The 14,626-nt window shown below is 62.9% G+C and carries 16 protein-coding genes; 11 read left to right on the top strand and 5 right to left on the bottom strand.

What is annotated here, in order from left to right:
- Positions 1-52: 52 nt before the first annotated feature.
- Genes AC5RUM_RS17915 through AC5RUM_RS17900 form a run of 4 tightly spaced genes read left to right on the top strand, consistent with a single transcriptional unit; the run spans position 53 to position 3,867 of the window.
- Positions 53-1,528, top strand: coding sequence for an APC family permease (locus AC5RUM_RS17915; RefSeq protein ID WP_494036221.1), 1,476 nt, complete (start codon positions 53-55; stop codon positions 1,526-1,528).
- A gap of 15 nt (positions 1,529-1,543) precedes the next feature.
- Positions 1,544-2,185, top strand: coding sequence for a TetR/AcrR family transcriptional regulator (locus tag AC5RUM_RS17910; RefSeq protein ID WP_494036220.1), 642 nt, complete (start codon positions 1,544-1,546; stop codon positions 2,183-2,185).
- Between the two features lie 48 nt (positions 2,186-2,233).
- Positions 2,234-3,751, top strand: a complete 1,518-nt coding sequence (locus tag AC5RUM_RS17905) for an amidohydrolase (protein WP_494036219.1) — start codon at positions 2,234-2,236, stop codon at positions 3,749-3,751.
- Positions 3,724-3,867: a hypothetical protein gene (locus AC5RUM_RS17900; protein ID WP_494036244.1), complete on the top strand. Its 144-nt coding sequence runs from the start codon at positions 3,724-3,726 to the stop codon at positions 3,865-3,867. Before AC5RUM_RS17905 ends, AC5RUM_RS17900 begins: the two co-directional genes overlap by 28 nt.
- 94 nt (positions 3,868-3,961) lie before the next feature.
- Here AC5RUM_RS17900 and AC5RUM_RS17895 read toward each other — a convergent pair whose 3' ends face one another.
- Positions 3,962-5,140 (bottom strand): serine hydrolase domain-containing protein, encoded by a 1,179-nt coding sequence (locus tag AC5RUM_RS17895; RefSeq protein WP_494036218.1) that lies wholly within the window; start codon positions 5,138-5,140, stop codon positions 3,962-3,964.
- 1,102 nt (positions 5,141-6,242) lie between these two features.
- Here AC5RUM_RS17895 and AC5RUM_RS17890 point away from each other — a divergent pair.
- A complete protein-coding gene (locus AC5RUM_RS17890) occupies positions 6,243-6,389 on the top strand; it encodes a lmo0937 family membrane protein (RefSeq protein WP_494036217.1) in 147 nt (48 codons plus the stop codon).
- Between the two features lie 230 nt (positions 6,390-6,619).
- Here the strand turns inward: AC5RUM_RS17890 and AC5RUM_RS17885 are convergent, their stop codons facing one another.
- Positions 6,620-6,994, bottom strand: a complete 375-nt coding sequence (locus tag AC5RUM_RS17885; protein WP_494036216.1) for a DUF4192 family protein — start codon at positions 6,992-6,994, stop codon at positions 6,620-6,622.
- 586 nt (positions 6,995-7,580) lie between these two features.
- Between AC5RUM_RS17885 and AC5RUM_RS17880 the strand changes: the two genes are divergently transcribed.
- The gene (locus AC5RUM_RS17880; protein WP_494036215.1) at positions 7,581-8,195 is read left to right on the top strand and encodes an alpha/beta hydrolase; all 615 of its coding nucleotides are present in this window, start codon (positions 7,581-7,583) and stop codon (positions 8,193-8,195) included.
- Positions 8,196-8,464: 269 nt separating this feature from the next.
- Here the strand turns inward: AC5RUM_RS17880 and AC5RUM_RS17875 are convergent, their stop codons facing one another.
- Positions 8,465-9,016 carry an AMIN-like domain-containing (lipo)protein gene (locus AC5RUM_RS17875; protein WP_494036214.1) on the bottom strand — a complete coding sequence of 184 codons (552 nt, stop codon included), beginning with the start codon at positions 9,014-9,016 and terminating at the stop codon, positions 8,465-8,467.
- Between the two features lie 1,171 nt (positions 9,017-10,187).
- The gene (locus tag AC5RUM_RS17870) at positions 10,188-10,466 is read right to left on the bottom strand and encodes a YciI family protein (protein WP_494036213.1); all 279 of its coding nucleotides are present in this window, start codon (positions 10,464-10,466) and stop codon (positions 10,188-10,190) included.
- A 74-nt stretch (positions 10,467-10,540) separates the two neighbouring features.
- Here AC5RUM_RS17870 and AC5RUM_RS17865 point away from each other — a divergent pair, with 74 nt between their 5' ends.
- The 5 genes from AC5RUM_RS17865 to AC5RUM_RS17845 all read left to right on the top strand — a co-directional run bounded on the left by AC5RUM_RS17865 (position 10,541) and on the right by AC5RUM_RS17845 (position 14,478).
- On the top strand, positions 10,541-11,032 hold the full coding sequence (locus AC5RUM_RS17865) for a hypothetical protein (RefSeq protein WP_494036212.1): 492 nt from the start codon (positions 10,541-10,543) through the stop codon (positions 11,030-11,032).
- A 363-nt stretch (positions 11,033-11,395) separates the two neighbouring features.
- Positions 11,396-12,289 (top strand): DNA/RNA non-specific endonuclease, encoded by an 894-nt coding sequence (locus AC5RUM_RS17860; protein ID WP_494036211.1) that lies wholly within the window; start codon positions 11,396-11,398, stop codon positions 12,287-12,289.
- 147 nt (positions 12,290-12,436) lie between these two features.
- Complete coding sequence (locus AC5RUM_RS17855) at positions 12,437-12,685, top strand: hypothetical protein (protein ID WP_494036210.1); 249 nt, start codon at positions 12,437-12,439, stop codon at positions 12,683-12,685.
- 174 nt (positions 12,686-12,859) lie between these two features.
- Complete coding sequence (locus AC5RUM_RS17850) at positions 12,860-13,525, top strand: DUF3841 domain-containing protein (protein WP_494036209.1); 666 nt, start codon at positions 12,860-12,862, stop codon at positions 13,523-13,525.
- Positions 13,526-13,857: 332 nt separating this feature from the next.
- A complete protein-coding gene (locus AC5RUM_RS17845) occupies positions 13,858-14,478 on the top strand; it encodes a hypothetical protein (protein ID WP_494036208.1) in 621 nt (206 codons plus the stop codon).
- Here the strand turns inward: AC5RUM_RS17845 and AC5RUM_RS17840 are convergent.
- On the bottom strand, positions 14,468-14,611 hold the full coding sequence (locus tag AC5RUM_RS17840) for a hypothetical protein (protein ID WP_493758382.1): 144 nt from the start codon (positions 14,609-14,611) through the stop codon (positions 14,468-14,470). The two genes, AC5RUM_RS17845 and AC5RUM_RS17840, sit on opposite strands and share 11 nt — an antisense overlap.
- Positions 14,612-14,626 lie beyond the last annotated feature (15 nt).

Below are 14,626 nucleotides of genomic sequence, written 5' to 3'. Positions count from 1 at the left end.
CGAACAGGCTGCGCTCTTGACTTGGCATGTGACCCAGGTCAACAATAAGTGAATGGCTTTCACTAATCAAGCGGCGGCAACGGTGCCGCCCACAAATCCCGCCCCCGCGGCTGGACTGAAGAAGAACGCAATCGGAACCCGCGACATTGTGTTCATGTTGGTGTCAGCGGCAGCGCCGCTGACCATCGTGGTAGGCATCGCACCACTCGCCCTCGCGGTGGGCGGCCTCGGTGCCCCTGTCATCTATATCGCCGCTGCCCTGGGCCTGTCCCTCTTCGCCATCGGCTTCATGGCGCTTACCCGCCACGTAAAGTCCTACAGCGGCTTCTATGGCTACATCGCCAAATCCCTGGGGCGTGTGATCGGACTAGGCTCCGGACTCACCGCCTGGATGAGCTACAACGGCATTCAGATCGGCCTCTACGGACTGCTGGGCATCCAGGCGGATCTGGCGATGAAATCCCTCACGGGCATTGAGTTGCCCTGGTGGGCGTACGCTGTCGTGGCGATCGGAGCCGTCTGGTACCTGGGCTGGCGCGGAATCGACGTCGGCGCCAAAGTCCTTGCTGTTCTGCTCACCCTCGAAACCGCTATCGTCGCCCTCGTTGCCGCATACGTCCTGGCCCAAGGAGGGGCGGAAGGCATCGGCTTCGAATCCTTCAGCCCGGACGCCATCTTCTCCCCGCAGTTCGCCGCGGTCATAGCCCTTGGCTTCTCCGCCTTCATGGGGTTTGAATCCGGCGCCCTCTACCGCGAAGAAGCCCGCGACCCGGAGCGGAGTGTCCCCCGCGCCACGTACATCTCCATTGCCTTCATCGGGGCCTTCTACGCGTTCGCAGTGTGGGTGATTGTCCAGGCCTTCGGACCGAAAACCATTCAGGCCTTCGCCGCCGGACACCTGGATACCGGTGACACCGCGTACATCATGGCCGGAACGTTTGCCGGTGAATGGTGCGTGAACCTCATGAGCGTCCTGATCGTCACCAGCATCTTCGCGTCCCAGCTGTCCTTCCACAACACCATCAACCGGTACACGCTTTCTTTGAGCCGCGAAGGCATCTTCCCGAAGCGCTCCGGCCGGATCAGTCCCCGCCATGGCACACCGTCCGCGGCCGGCTTTGAACAGACCCTGCTCTCACTGGTCCTCGTGGCCGGGGCAGCCCTGCTCCAACTCGACCCGTTCACCCAGTTCCTCATCTGGGCAAACACACCAGGGGTCGTGGGTATCCTGCTCCTGCAGGCGCTCACCGGCGTCGGCGTGGTGGTCTTCTTTGCCCGGCGCAAGAACAACAGGTTGCGCTGGTACGTCATTCCCTCGGCCGTGGCAGCCAGCCTGATCATGATCGTGGTGGCCTACCTGATGATGGATAACGCGGAGTTAATCACCGGCCTCCCTGACGGGGACCCCATCAACACCATCCTCCTGGTCACGGCCCCGCTGGTATGCGTCGCCGGAATCATCCTGGCCATCGTGTTGCGGCGCGTGAATCCGCTCGCCTACCAGCGAATCGGTCACGCGGATTGTTGAGCCTAGTCTTGAGACATGCAGACTCCCGAAAAAACCAGCCGGATGGGGCGGCCGCTGAGCCCCAGGCTTTCCCGGAAGGCCATTGGACGTGCAGCGCTGGAGATGTTCGAGAAGGAGGAAGGGCTCTCCATCCCCCGCCTCGCAGCACGGCTCGGGGTCCGGCAGTCCTCGTTCTACAAGCACGTCACAGGCCGCCAGGAAATTGTCGAACTCGCCCGGGGATCCCTGGTAGAGGAGGTCCGCATTCCCGGATTACCTTCCGGCGACCTGGATGCGGCCGTCCGCCAGATTTTCGAGGCACTCAGGATTGCCTACAGCCAGGTGCCTGCGCTTCTCCCGGAGCTGCTCACCCAGCCGGTATCGCATCCGGCGGCACTCGCCCTCTACGACCGTTTCGCAGAGGTATTCATCGGTGCGGGCGTGCCTGCGCACCTTGTCGTCCCTACTTTGGAGACCCTGGACAGCGCCGCTATCGGCGCGAGCCTCGATGCCATCACCATGGAGTCCGCCTGGAGCATCGCCGAGGAGGACCGGCCGACTTACCCCCACCTATCAGCGGCGCAGCAAGCCGTAACAACCAGCCCAGTGGACCGCTTCGCGTTCCTCGCCGACGTCCTGTCGGCCGGATTGCGGACGGCCATCGACGGCGACGCCTGAGTTCTCCCAGGGGTCCCGCAATCCAGCCAACCCCAACAGGAGCCAGCCTTGAACACCCCGGAGCCCATCGACTTCGTCATCCTCTCGTCCAGCATCCTCTATGGCAAGAAGCTCCAGGAAGTAGCGGGATTCGTGGCCGTCGCCGGCGGCCGCATCGCCGCCGTCGGGCCTTCCTGGGACGCCGCGGACTGGATGGCCCGCGCCGGCCGCGTGATCGACGTCGGAGACGCCACCGTCGCTCCGGGACTGATCGACGCACACATCCACCCGATCCTTGGCGCGAGCGTAGCCCGTGGCCTGGACCTGAGCGGGGTCACGGAATTTGAGGCCGTCCGTGCTGCCCTCGCGGACTACGCCGCAGCAACGGACCACGTCGTCGGCAGGGACTGGCTCTTCGCTTGGGGACTCGACCCGGTCATCTTTGGCGACGGGGACTTCAGCAACAACCTTTTCCGGGGGATCCTGGATGAGGAGCTGGTGTTCATCACCCTGTTCGATGCGCACGGAGCTTTGGTGTCCGATGCCGGGATGAGGCTCGCGGGCGTAACCGTCCAGGAGCAGTTGGACGGTTCCGGATATGTCGGGGTGGGCTTGGACGGCAAGCCAAGCGGCATGCTCTACGAGATGGCGGCGATGGACCTGGTCCGGGCCATCCTGCCGGAGCTGTCGTTTGAACAGCGAGTGGAGGAGCTTGACCGGCTCCTGAATTCAATGGCGGAGACCGGCCTGGTTGCGGGTCACATGCTGGACCTTGGCCACCCCGATTCCCTTGACGTGCTCGAGGCGTTGGAAGAGTGTGGTGAGCTCGCCATCCGGTTGCGGGTCTCGCCGTGGATCATGCCGGGAGCTACCCAGGAGGACCTTGACGCTATTCTGGCGTTGCAGGGCCGGCGGGGGCGTCGCTGGTACGTCCATGGCATCAAACTCATGATGGACGGCACTATCGACAACGGCACCGCATGGCTGTTTGACGCTGACACCCACGGGGAGTCCCTGCATCCGCTGTGGCGGCAGCCGGAGGAACTCGCCGCCGCCATGAAGTTTTTCCACGAGAACGGGGTCCCCACCGCGACGCATGCCATCGGGGACAAGGCCGTGGCCTTCGTGGCAAAGACCATCGGAGCCCTGGCTCCGAACGGGACTGTGCACCGGATTGAGCACGTCGAGTCCATTCCTGACTCCGTCCTGAAAGACATAGTCGACGCCGGCGCCACCACGAGCCTGCAGCCCACCCACTGCACCCTGTACAGCCGGGCTGACCACACCGACAACTGGTCCCGCAGGCTGGGCACGGAGCGGGCCAACCACGCCTGGCGGACGCGCGATCTCCGGGACGCCGGGGCCGTGGTTGCCCTTGGATCGGACTGGCCCGTCGCGCCTTTCGATCCTCGCGGTATCATTGCCGCCGCCCAGACCCGCCGACCAGCTCGCCGGCCCGACATCGAACCCGTTCAGCCGAAACAGGCACTTTCCGCTCGCGCTGCCCTGGAAGGCTACACCACCAATACTGGCAGTCGGTCGGTGAGAAGGGCGGAGAGCTGGAAGTCGGCGCACGGGCCGATCTGACCATTTTTGGCTGCAACCCGCTGACGACGGACCCGGACGAGTTTGCGCACGCCCCGGTAATCCTCACGATGGTGGACGGCGAAGTGGTGGTGGACCAGCAGGTGTCCGTGGCCTGAGCAGGTTCGGCAATCTACTACCAGGCGGGCGGCCCGGGGCCGCCCGCCAGCTTACCCACTCACCTCAGGCTGTTCCTGCACTGCCCGGGATTAGTCATCGGATGAGGGCCCTGCTGATGGCCTCGAACATCGCTGCTGCCGCAGCACCGGCGACCGGATCAACAGGTAGTGCAGCGGAGGAGAATTTGACCCCCACCACGCCTGTCTTGCGGTTGATGTAAACCATCTGCCCATGGATACCCAGACAGTAGGCCGTATCCCAATCGTGGGAGAGGAACCAGAACTGGCTGCGATATTTCCCGCCAGGCATCACCTCGGATTCCTTCCCTGCCGCGAACGCCTCTCCGGAATCCTGCCCACCGGCGAAGATGTCATCAACCCACGCAGATTCCAGGATTCGTTGGCCACCCAATGAGACCCCGCCGTCGCGAATCATCGCTCCGAAGCGGGCCATGTCCTCCAGCGACGCGCAGATTCCGCCGTCGAACATTCCGGTGCCCTCGGCGTCGACGGCGATGAAAGCGTCATGGCGGGCGCCAAGCCGTGACCAGAGGATATCGGAGGCGAGATCGGCAAACTTCCGGCCGCTCACTGCCTCGCATAGCCAGCCAAGGACATCAGTTTCGCAGCTGCGGTATTCAAAATGACCGCCGTGTTCGCGCTCCTGCTCCAAAGTCACCAGGAATTGTTTGAGCGTTGCCGCTTCGCCGTCACGGCGCGGCGCCCAGCCCACGGCTTTGTCCAGTTGCCGCACTTCGGACAAAGGGTCGAGATACTCCTCGGAAAACCTGACGCCACTGCGCATGTCCAGTACGTCCCGTACAGTCGCGCCGCGGTAGCCGCACGCACCCAGTTCCGGGATGTAGTGGTCTACCCCTTCAGAGGCATCGATCTTTCCTTGAGCCACCAGGGCACCGACCACCGTGGAAACGATGGACTTGCTGATGGACATAAGCAGGTGCCTCTCACCAGGGCCCATGTCGCCGAAATACTCCTCGACGAGCACCTCATTGCCTCGCAGGACCATCCAGGCGTCCGTTTTGGTGGTCGCCAGAATTTCGGCAACCGTAGCGCCTGAGCCGTCCGGCAGCACTACCGTGAGCCCGCGGAAATCTGCCCGGCTTTCGAGCAGTTCGGCGACGGGGGAGTCCCGGGCCTTGATCTGAGCTCCGGGAAACAGTTCGTCCATGTGCAGGAAGGACCACGCCAAACTGCCCGGCTTCTGCCAGTTCCCGACAGTAACCTCGCTCCGCTCAGTACTCATGCTTGCCATGATCTTCCTTCACTGGATATGGCGGACTGGCTCAATCGGTAACGACGACGGCGCGGCTTGAACCCAAGTCTCATAAAACGAACGACATTCATTTAAGGGTACGCCCATAGGGGTCATAACCGGAAGGCAAATTGGGGGCGGCAAGATAATCGGCCAGCAGGCGCGTGAGATTGATTGAAAGGTTGGCGCCGGAGAGGCATAGGGCGCTGGTTTGCTGCCGATGTCATCGACTCGTTAAGTCCGGGTGCCGACTTTGCGGCGACATACCCAGCCCCGAGTCGATTAACACGGGCTAGTACGAAAGAGGGCCAAGGCCAAACTTGGAAGCGTCTGGAGCGTTATCGGCCTCCAGACGCTCATTGGACACGTGATGATCGATCCTGGACATCAATCTGGTGACCTTCGAGGACAGGCTCCGAACCATGCGAAAGAGGTTCGGGGTGGGTTGAGCGCGACGCTTCAATTCTGCGATAGGCGATGTAGCCAGGAACTTCAGCTCTTCGCTCTTAACGACCGGGCCCAAGCTGCACAGTTCTGATCCCTGCACTTGGGGGCGAAGAAACGATCCGGGCCGAGGCCAGGAGCAGCCCCTTTTCGGTCACTACCCGCCTATTTTCGGGCGCCGATAACCGTTGTTTCGTCACCTAAGGGGAGGAGGGGTGGAGGCCGGACCTGCCCGCGGGATGGGCACCTGAATTGATTCAGCAAGTAGTTGTCCGATCTCGCGTCGCGTCCCGAAGTGGCGGAACTCCGGCGAAAAAGCAGCTGACCGAATCTTTATCTCCCATATCGCCGCATGGTACGCGGCTTGGGGCGGCGGCCACGAGGCGCCGGGAGATACGGTGACCGTCTAATTGTCCCGAGTTCTCTAGCTAATTAGGCGAGGTATGGCTATTTCCGGCAACCTCATCCTGACATAGGCTGATAATCATCACCGCTGGAGATGTGGAGTCGGGCCCGATGAGTACGAGGACGATCCTTGCCGGCAGCGCCCCTGGGCGATTGTCTCGCAGTCATGTCACTCCTGCCCGCAACATAAGTACGCATAGCGGCCGGGGCCCAAAAATGAGCATTTCCATCGGCCCAAACGAAGGAGACTCTCGTGTTGCTTTGGATAGCCATCATCATCGCAGTTCTCTGGCTTCTCGGCCTGCTCGGCAACATCGGCGGCGGGTTAATTCACCTGCTTTTGGTCATAGCCGTGGTCGTCCTCGTCTTCCACTTCATCCGTGGCAGGTCCCGCGCCTAAATTCGAAACCCTGTTCTGCCGCGGCGAACGCCCGAGCTTGCTGGAGCGTGACTATCGGCGCGCCCTTTCTGATTGTTCTTGGTTGTCGGTTTTTGTCCGACGCCTGTTCATAGGGCGGCCAGGCGCCGGCGACATGATTCTGGTGACTTTCAAGTCTTCCTGAATTCCTTCGCGCGCGACGGCGGGGCTTCACGGACGGATTCTTGATGCCTTTGGGTGTGTTGACATTGTCAACACACCCGTGAGGCCTGTCTGAGCTGGTGCCCGGGCAGACTTGTCGCCTTTCTGGAAGTCCGTAGTAAATTCGACGTGCTGCCGCGGGAAATGAATTCGGCGTTGGTTGTGCTGGTTTGGGTCGCTGTCAGGGGGATTGCGGCACTGTGCGGGGGGGGGCGCCATCGTATTGGGTGAACGTCTAGGACACTTGTGGCGTTCGGGTCGTGCGTGAGGTAGCCAGCGGCGGATCGGGCATAGCCCAGCTCGCCGCCGTCGTGCCGGGGGAGGTCCACCCGCAAGGTGGCGCCGAGGCGGTCGGTGTCAACGGTGATGCAGACCAGGCTCTCCTGCGGCCAGAAGCCGAGGGTGTGTCCGACGAAGCTGAGCAAGTCTGCGGGGGATTTGATGGTGACGTTTCCATGGTCCTGTTTCTTTGACCTTTTTCTTGGCCTGGAGGTGGTCGTTGGGATATGGGTGCCGTTCTGATAGAGGATTCACCGCTGGGTAGGAGGGGCCGGAGTGCAACTTGGGGGACCGGCCGTAATAAGCGCGGTGAACACGATGGTCAGATGTGCCTCGATCGCCGGCGTCATGGCAGTAATGCCGTCTGCCCACGACTGTCGAATTTTTTCTGCTCTAAGTATCACGTGCTCGACTGCGTGCGTCAGCAATCGGTGATCAGGTCGTGGGCGACGTGTGGGTGTGCGGCGCGAACCGCTCTGCGATCATTGGACGGTGCCGAAAAAGTTGACGGTGCGAAGGATCATGCCGCTCGCGACCGTGTTCGTCGTCGTCGGGCTCCTGATTGGTATGCCGTGGTTCTTTCAACGCTCGCTCATTTATTTTCCCGATCGCGGTCAGCCACGCCCGGCCGCGGAGCTGTTGCCCGGAGCCCGGGACGTCACACTCACGACGAGTGACGGCCTCGAGCTCGGTGCCTGGTACTTGCCAGCCGCAGTCGGCTGTCGCACGACCGTGCTCGTCGCACCGGGCAACGGCGGCAACCGGGCTTATCGGGCAGGGCTGGGGCGAGCGATCAGCGAGCTCGGGTGGGGCGTGCTGCTCTTCGACTATCGAGGTTACGGGGCGAATCCGGGGCACCCGTCCGAGGACGGTCTCGCGCGTGATGTCCGCGCCGCTCGTGAGTTCCTGACAGGTGCGGCAGGACTACCTGCAGGCTCGCTCGTCTATTTCGGGGAGAGCATCGGAGCCGGGGTGGTCACGGAGCTCGCCACCGAGCACCCTCCAGCCGCGATGCTGCTGCGCTCACCTTTTACCTCGCTCGCCGACGCCGGCCGGGCAGCCTATGGCGTGCCGGTGGGCTGGATGCTTCGCGATCACTACCCGGTACGCGAGAACGTAGCGCGCGCCGACGTCCCAATCGCCGTGGTGTACGGGAGCGAGGACACCATCGTGCCCGCACAGCAGAGCCGGGACGTGGCTCAGGCGGCCCGGGAGTCCGGAAACTACGTCATCGAGGTGGAGGTAGCGGAGGCGAACCACAACGATGCAGCACTGGCGCTGGGTCCCGAACTCATCGGTGCCCTCGTCGACGTGGCTAGCCGCGGCGGGGCAACCGGGTGTCCGTGACCGCTCAGGACGTCGAGTACACCCGCGCGGCCTCACCACCCACGCCTCACGTCGATGGACAGGTGGAAGTCGGGGAGTCCGTGCAATGAGAAACGCTGCAGGTGGGCTACTTGCACCAGGGCCCGTTCGGTCGAGCCCGAGAACGTGAATGGGGTGATGACCACCTCCTCGGCTTGTCCAACCGTGGCGGGCTGGCTGCGTGATGCAGGCAAAGCGGTGCCCCGCCTCCCATGGGGAGCAGGGCACCGCTACTTATCTGGCTTTAGCTGTCACCATTGGTGGGCGACGTCGATCACGAGCTTGGATCCGTTGCCGGGACCTGCAACGGTGAATACCTTGAAGGGCAGCCGGGCGCGGACGCCGAGGCCCAGGGTGGTGCGGCCCTCAAAGCTGCCTGCCCAGGCAACCTGCCTGAACGTCTTGTAGTTCGAAACGTTGGTCACCTCGGAGCGGTTGGCCGGCACGAAGGTGGCCTTGCCTGTGGTGCTGTCATAGCTGGGTGCGTGGGTGGTGACCTGCAGGAATGCACCACCTCTGAGCTTGATGGGCAGTCCCGACCCGGCCTGCGCGACCTTTGAGACGTAGCGGACGTTGTAGCCGGTTGCCTTCCCTTTGATGTCGATGACCAGGCGGTCGAAGCAGTAGTGCTTTCCTGAGCGAACGTTGGTTACCGATGCGGCGCTCATGGTCTGGCTGGTCTTGGCCAGCGAGCTCCAGACCAGTCCGCAGTAGGAAGGGGTTGCGGAGGCGGACCCCGGAACCAGCAGGCCCAGCCCGAGAGCCATGATGATGGCAGTCAGCCAGGCGCTTACTTTTTTCATGTGGTACCCCTTTCGGGTGTGAGTGATTGGATGACACCAGAGTAGGAGCGCCAAAAGCCCCAAACGAGGGACGTTTCCGATTCTTCGTACAACCGTTAAAGCGCCGGAAAACCGGTCACGGGAGCGTAAATCCAAGGCCCGGATCGGGGCAGTCGAAAGACGTTTGTGGCCCTTTCTCAATTCGCCTGTTATCGCCGGTAACAGGCCGTTTCTTGTCCAGGGCGGCCCCCTCCGTTATGTGGCTGCGGAGTACTGACAGCAAGCCACAGTATGCCCGCTACTGAGCATGCGTGCTGATGGTGGCGCGTGTGCTGGTCGCGGCCTGGCAGCCCCTGAATTGGGGATCCTCCGGGTTCACGAGCGCAGCCGTCAGCGCGCGCCGGCTCCTCCACGATCGGCCGACTCGTGTCCAATTGCCAGTCATCGCGGTCCCGGCCCAGGAATGTCTAGTACCGCGGCAGCACGAGGGACCACGGAGAAAACCGCGGCGGCAGGGCGCCCCTGTCCGGGGCTTCCTCCACAAGGTCTGATTCCAGCTCGGCGCGCAGGCCCCATGGCGCCATGAGAAACCGGCCACACCACCGTCGTTGGTGACCTCCCAGAAACCGCCCGGGAAGTACCGGAACGAGCCCGTCTGGCCCACCACCCCGGATCCACTCCTGAACCTGGTGGCAAAGTCTCCCGCGACAAACCCCGGATCGGCATGGGCCAGGAGTCCGATCAGCCGTTGATGGTTCGGGAGCCCCTGGAAGCTCCACTCGAGGTGATCACCGCGTTGACGGAGTCAGCGGTCAGACGACCGCAGGTCCTCAATTAGCGAGGACGTCCCAGTGTCTTTGACGTTCGGGCCGAATCGAGTTGGGCCCGACTAATGGTCAGTAGTCAGGCCAATGGTCCCGGTTGTACCCGGCCGAAACCTCGGGGCGTACAGGACGCTCACAGCCTCCGGAGAAGAACCCCTGGTCCTGGGGCGCAACCTCCTCGGACGCCGTTCCGCCTGACTGTATTTGAGCATCATTCATTGGCTCCCCCTGCCATTGTCCGGCTCCAGATTGGCTGCCGTATCTCCGACGCAGTTTACGGCGGGGCCAGTGTGAGGAGAAGGGGCATGAGTGAACGTCGCCTTTCTTCCCAGAGGCAGCATGAGTCTTCCGGCGCCGCAGCCATGCGCTCAATCGAAGCGCACGGCGTCCCACTCAAGAATTCGTGGAACGGCGAGGCCCTCAAGAACAAACGGGTCACCGGCGATAAAGCGCTCAGCGTCCTCGCGCGAGGTGAAGATCCCCATCGACGCACCGGCCGGATCCACTGTCTGGAACGGGCCCAGCGCGAGGAGCCCACCGCCGCCGGCACGGAACGCTTCAAAATAGGCCTCATGGCGGGGATACGTCTCAAGAACGCGTGAGCGATCGATGCCCTCGCTGAGACTATACATCACGACGAATTCCATGTGCCCGCTCCTACCCGCCGCTCTACCTGACAATGCCGAGACTCTAGCAGTTGAAGCACGGCTACTCTATGGCTATGGCAACGGGGGCAGGCAAAGACGGCAACAAGTATGAGTGGCAATCCTGGCCGCCGGATTCACTCGAGGGCATGCCGCCGAAGCGTAGGCGCCTCGCGGGCTGGGCGCTGGTCTTCTGGTTCTTCGTGCTGGGCGGGCTCTTAGGATCTGCCATTGAGGCAGCGGGCGTTCCGCAGCCATGGCGGGCACTGCTCGTGCTAGCCGTGCTGGCCGCCGTCTTCGTTCCCCTTATCCGGGCGGCAGTCTTGGAAACACGCCAGCTACGGGCTGAAGGGATCGAGCTGCCCTCTTATCCGGTCACCCGCAAATCGCTGATCTCCGCGGCCGTCATCACAGGCGTGCTCTGGGCCATTTATGGCATCGCCGTCGTCATGGCCCAAGACCAATTTGTTTTTCCCCTGCTGCCAATCGCCGGCACGGTCTGGCTGGCCTTCCAGGTGCACCATTGGCGGAAGCGTCAGCCACGTCACCACAATGTTCCACGCTTCTGACCTGAACCGACGCGTGCCTAGGGGCAGCTTCTTCTCCAGAGGTGGCGCAAGGGCCATCATTGAATTGCCAGAGCGGCTGCCTACGCGGATCGGAGAAGGTCATGTTAAAGGCCCTGCTGTGCAAGCTGAATATTCAGCACGAATGGCACGTCGAACACACCGAGGACGGGGGCTTGTATAAGCGCTGCCTGCGGTGCGGCAAAGATGACGACAGCGGCGGCGGAGGAAAGGGCGACTTCAGCGCTTGGGTAGGACCAACTGGAGGGTGAGCTCACTGCCATGACCAAGTGGCGTCAACGACACTTCCGGTGCAGGCCAGCCATTGTTCATTTGGCGGCTACTGTCCGCTGGTAGTGTCCGGTCATGGATGAACTGCTGATAGCCGCGACTGCTACCGTCGCCGACCTCGCCGGCCGGGAAGGCTTCGACGAGAACTTCCTGGGCCAGCCTGTACCCTTGCCGTCTCTGGCCGGGCCGGAGACGGTCCTGCTGCCGTACACGCACTTCTCCGTGCTGATGCGCCTGGACAAACGCCTCGCTGCCGTGACCGGGCTGGGCATCGACGGAGCCAAGCTGATGGACCTGGACCGGTCAGGGATCAACTGGCGGCTGGACCCGAGGCTAAGGGAAGACCAGCAGACAGGGGGGCGGGTCTACGCCCGCAACGACATCGATCGCGGGCACCTGGTCCGCCGGGCTTCCGCTGTCTGGGGCGACACCCGCGCCGAGGCAGCCCAGGCAAACGCAGACACCTTCCACTACACGAACGCCGCTCCGCAGGCGGCCACGTTCAACCAGGGCCTGGAGCTGTGGCTGGGCATGGAGACCTACCTGCTGGAGCACGCAGCGGACAACCGCCGGCGGCTCGTGGTCTTCACCGGCCCGATCTTCAGCGACCTCGATCCGGTCTACCGGGGCGTGGACATTCCGCTGCGCTACTTCAAGGTCGCCGTCTTCATCCACGAGGGCGAGCTTGCGGCCACCGGGTACGTCGTGGACCAGACCCCGCAGCTGGCTGAGCTGCCTGATGTCCCGCGGCCCGGTGCCCTGGATGAAGCACCCCCGCTGGGCCCGTTTCGGACCTTCCAGACACCCATCAGGGACATCGCCACGCTGACCGGCCTGGACCTGGAGCAGCTAATTGAAGTGGACCGGATGCCCATCGCCGCGACCCTCGGCACTGTCCGTGTCGGGACCACCTGGCGGAAGCTGGGTGCGCTGGAAGACCTCGACCTGGACTTCGACCTGGAGGACTAGGTTCAGCGCCTCCCGCGGACAGGGACTGCAGTTGCCTGACTGGGTCAATAACGTCAGCAGAACATCATCTTGAGGACACGAGCAGGCAATCTTGAACCGGCAGACTTGGGATTGGGGGAGTCCTTCGGAAAATGGAAAGGACGGGTCATGATCACCATTGACCACGTTGTTATTGGCTCCTGTGTCCAGCTCGCACCCGGGGACGCCATCGAAGCGTTCTATAAGAACAGCCTGGTCCACCGCGGGCCGGTGACCGACATCGCCCCTGAGCATGGACTGGTCTGGATCCTGGACACCCTGACAGGGAGTCACCGCCCTCTCGACATCTCGGAACTCTCGATCGTCCGTTTGCCAGCGCACCACCGTGAAGTCCTGCTCGAGACGCCTCGTTCATAGCGACGGGACCCGCACCTTTTCGGCCAGGGAGAGGGCCCCTTTTAGAGAGTAGGCGCCAGGACAGATTCTTCCCTAACCGGCACTGACCGGCACCAGCCATTTCGGGCTGCGCTTCGGGAGCGCCACGGCTGTGGAGGCTCTCACTGTCAGTCTTCTCCGCGATGATGGTGCCGTGTGCCTGCTTTTCCGATCAACAAAGCCCGTCCCGCTGACGCCGTTCCGAAGGGACGCATGGGCTACGACCTTTCAGCGGACCGGTTGCTCCTGCACACGATCCAGACGGACGAAGCTATCGAGGGACTCCTCGCCAATGGGGTGCACGTGCCCGACCCGTCCCGTGTGGAGCCGCTCCATGCGGACGCTTACGAGTGGCTGTACCGGCAGATGGCGACACGGTTGCCCACTAAGGGCGACGGGGCCGTCTGGTTCTGGGCACAGATCAGGCGCCAGGATCTCGTGGAGCTGTGCAAGCGCTCCTCGGGGGAGGTACTGCTGACATGCAGCGTGCCCCGTGAGCGGGTGCTGCTCTCACAGTTCGGCGACTGGCATTCGGCCCTGAACCGGAGTCGGCTGATCATCGAGCTCCCCGGTGAGAGCGACGAGGAGTACATGGCCCGGCTCGAGCGCGTCTTTGATGAAGTCGATGACAGGATCCGCGCGGCCGGGGTGGCAGTTGATGCGGGATACCGACACCGGCCGGAGGACCTGCGGACCGAACTGGAACGGAGCTGGGAGTTCATCCTGGACCCGGGGAACTACGGGCGCTACGAATCCTGGCAGGCCACGATGCACCACTTGTACGAGGACGACGTCGTGGAGGCGGTCCGGCTTCAGCGCTGAGGCCGGAGCCTCACACCGTTGGGTTCGAACCTGTGCCGTCTCACCGCCGACTCGCAGCTCGTATACCTTCTCCTTCGAAGCTCGTAATCTGTTGCTACGGGCGAAGGCGCTTCTCGCCCGCTCCAGCCATATTGAAGAGATGACAAGCCTGGTGATGCGTCCTGTAGGACTACGGGCATGGGTCTGGATGCCGCCGGCTCGGAGAGGGGAAGGCGATGGAAACGCGTGTGGAATCAAAGGCGATTTGGGCGAGGACGGGAGCGATTGCGCTTCCCCTAGGCGTCATCCTGTTGCTAGCCGCCACGGCCCTGCATCCGTCCAGGGAAAACCCCATGAACCATGAGGCGGTCTTCAGGGAGTATGCACTTAGCGACGGCTGGATTCCCATTCACTTCGCTCAGTGGATCGCCGCTTTGGTGTTTTTCGGCGGCCTCGTCGCCCTGTATTTTTCCATGACGGCCAAGCGGGAAGGACCGACGGTGCTGGCCCGCTTCGGCTTGGCTGGAGTAGTGCTGACCGCGGCGGCCATCACCATGCTCCAGGCCGTGGACGGGATTGGGCTCAAATGGGCGGTGGACGCGTGGGTCGATGCTCCCGCCGATCAGGAGCAGTCAACCTCTGCGGCAGCGATGGCGCTTAGATGGACGGAGTACGCCGTACAGAGCTACTCCAACATCCTGCTGGGACTCACGCTTATCTTTTATGGCTTGGCCATCGCACTTAACAACGCGTACTCCCGCTGGCCGGGATGGCTTGCTACAGCTGCTGGGGTCGCATGGATCATCCACGGCCTGATGGTCCCCTATTTTGGCCTGTTCGATTCACCGCCACGGGGCGTCGCCTTGGTACTCACCACTGCTTGGGCGTTCGTCATGGCTGTTCTGATGTGGCGCAGCGTCAGCCGCAGACGTGCAACCCGAGCTGCATCACCCGAGGGCCCGGTCACCGCATAGGATCCGGGGCCTCAGTCTCGGTGGTGAAGAGGTTCCTGCGCTTCATCTCGGCAGAGATGAACATCCCTCGCAGCCCAGTGACCGCACCGCCGCCAATGCGGTTGAGCAGGTAGTCCGGCGGGAACGTCCGCATGAGACGCGCCCCAAA

The sequence above is a fragment of the Arthrobacter sp. B2060 genome, assembly GCF_059090445.1.
The sequence above is the reverse complement of the archived record's forward strand: the minus strand, read 5'-3'. Positions and strand labels throughout refer to the sequence as shown.

What these genes read in the sequence shown, in the direction of transcription:
- AC5RUM_RS17840 (WP_493758382.1), bottom strand. Translation starts at nt 14,611, where the DNA reads ATGCGGACGTTCCCGCCGGACTACCTGCTCAACCGCATTGGCGGCGGT.
- AC5RUM_RS17860 (WP_494036211.1), top strand. Translation starts at nt 11,396, where the DNA reads ATGGATGAACTGCTGATAGCCGCGACTGCTACCGTCGCCGACCTCGCC.
- AC5RUM_RS17845 (WP_494036208.1), top strand. Translation starts at nt 13,858, where the DNA reads ATGAACCATGAGGCGGTCTTCAGGGAGTATGCACTTAGCGACGGCTGG.
- AC5RUM_RS17855 (WP_494036210.1), top strand. Translation starts at nt 12,437, where the DNA reads ATGATCACCATTGACCACGTTGTTATTGGCTCCTGTGTCCAGCTCGCA.
- AC5RUM_RS17895 (WP_494036218.1), bottom strand. Translation starts at nt 5,140, where the DNA reads ATGGCAAGCATGAGTACTGAGCGGAGCGAGGTTACTGTCGGGAACTGG.
- AC5RUM_RS17870 (WP_494036213.1), bottom strand. Translation starts at nt 10,466, where the DNA reads ATGGAATTCGTCGTGATGTATAGTCTCAGCGAGGGCATCGATCGCTCA.
- AC5RUM_RS17875 (WP_494036214.1), bottom strand. Translation starts at nt 9,016, where the DNA reads ATGAAAAAAGTAAGCGCCTGGCTGACTGCCATCATCATGGCTCTCGGG.
- AC5RUM_RS17915 (WP_494036221.1), top strand. Translation starts at nt 53, where the DNA reads ATGGCTTTCACTAATCAAGCGGCGGCAACGGTGCCGCCCACAAATCCC.
- AC5RUM_RS17865 (WP_494036212.1), top strand. Translation starts at nt 10,541, where the DNA reads ATGGCAACGGGGGCAGGCAAAGACGGCAACAAGTATGAGTGGCAATCC.
- AC5RUM_RS17910 (WP_494036220.1), top strand. Translation starts at nt 1,544, where the DNA reads ATGCAGACTCCCGAAAAAACCAGCCGGATGGGGCGGCCGCTGAGCCCC.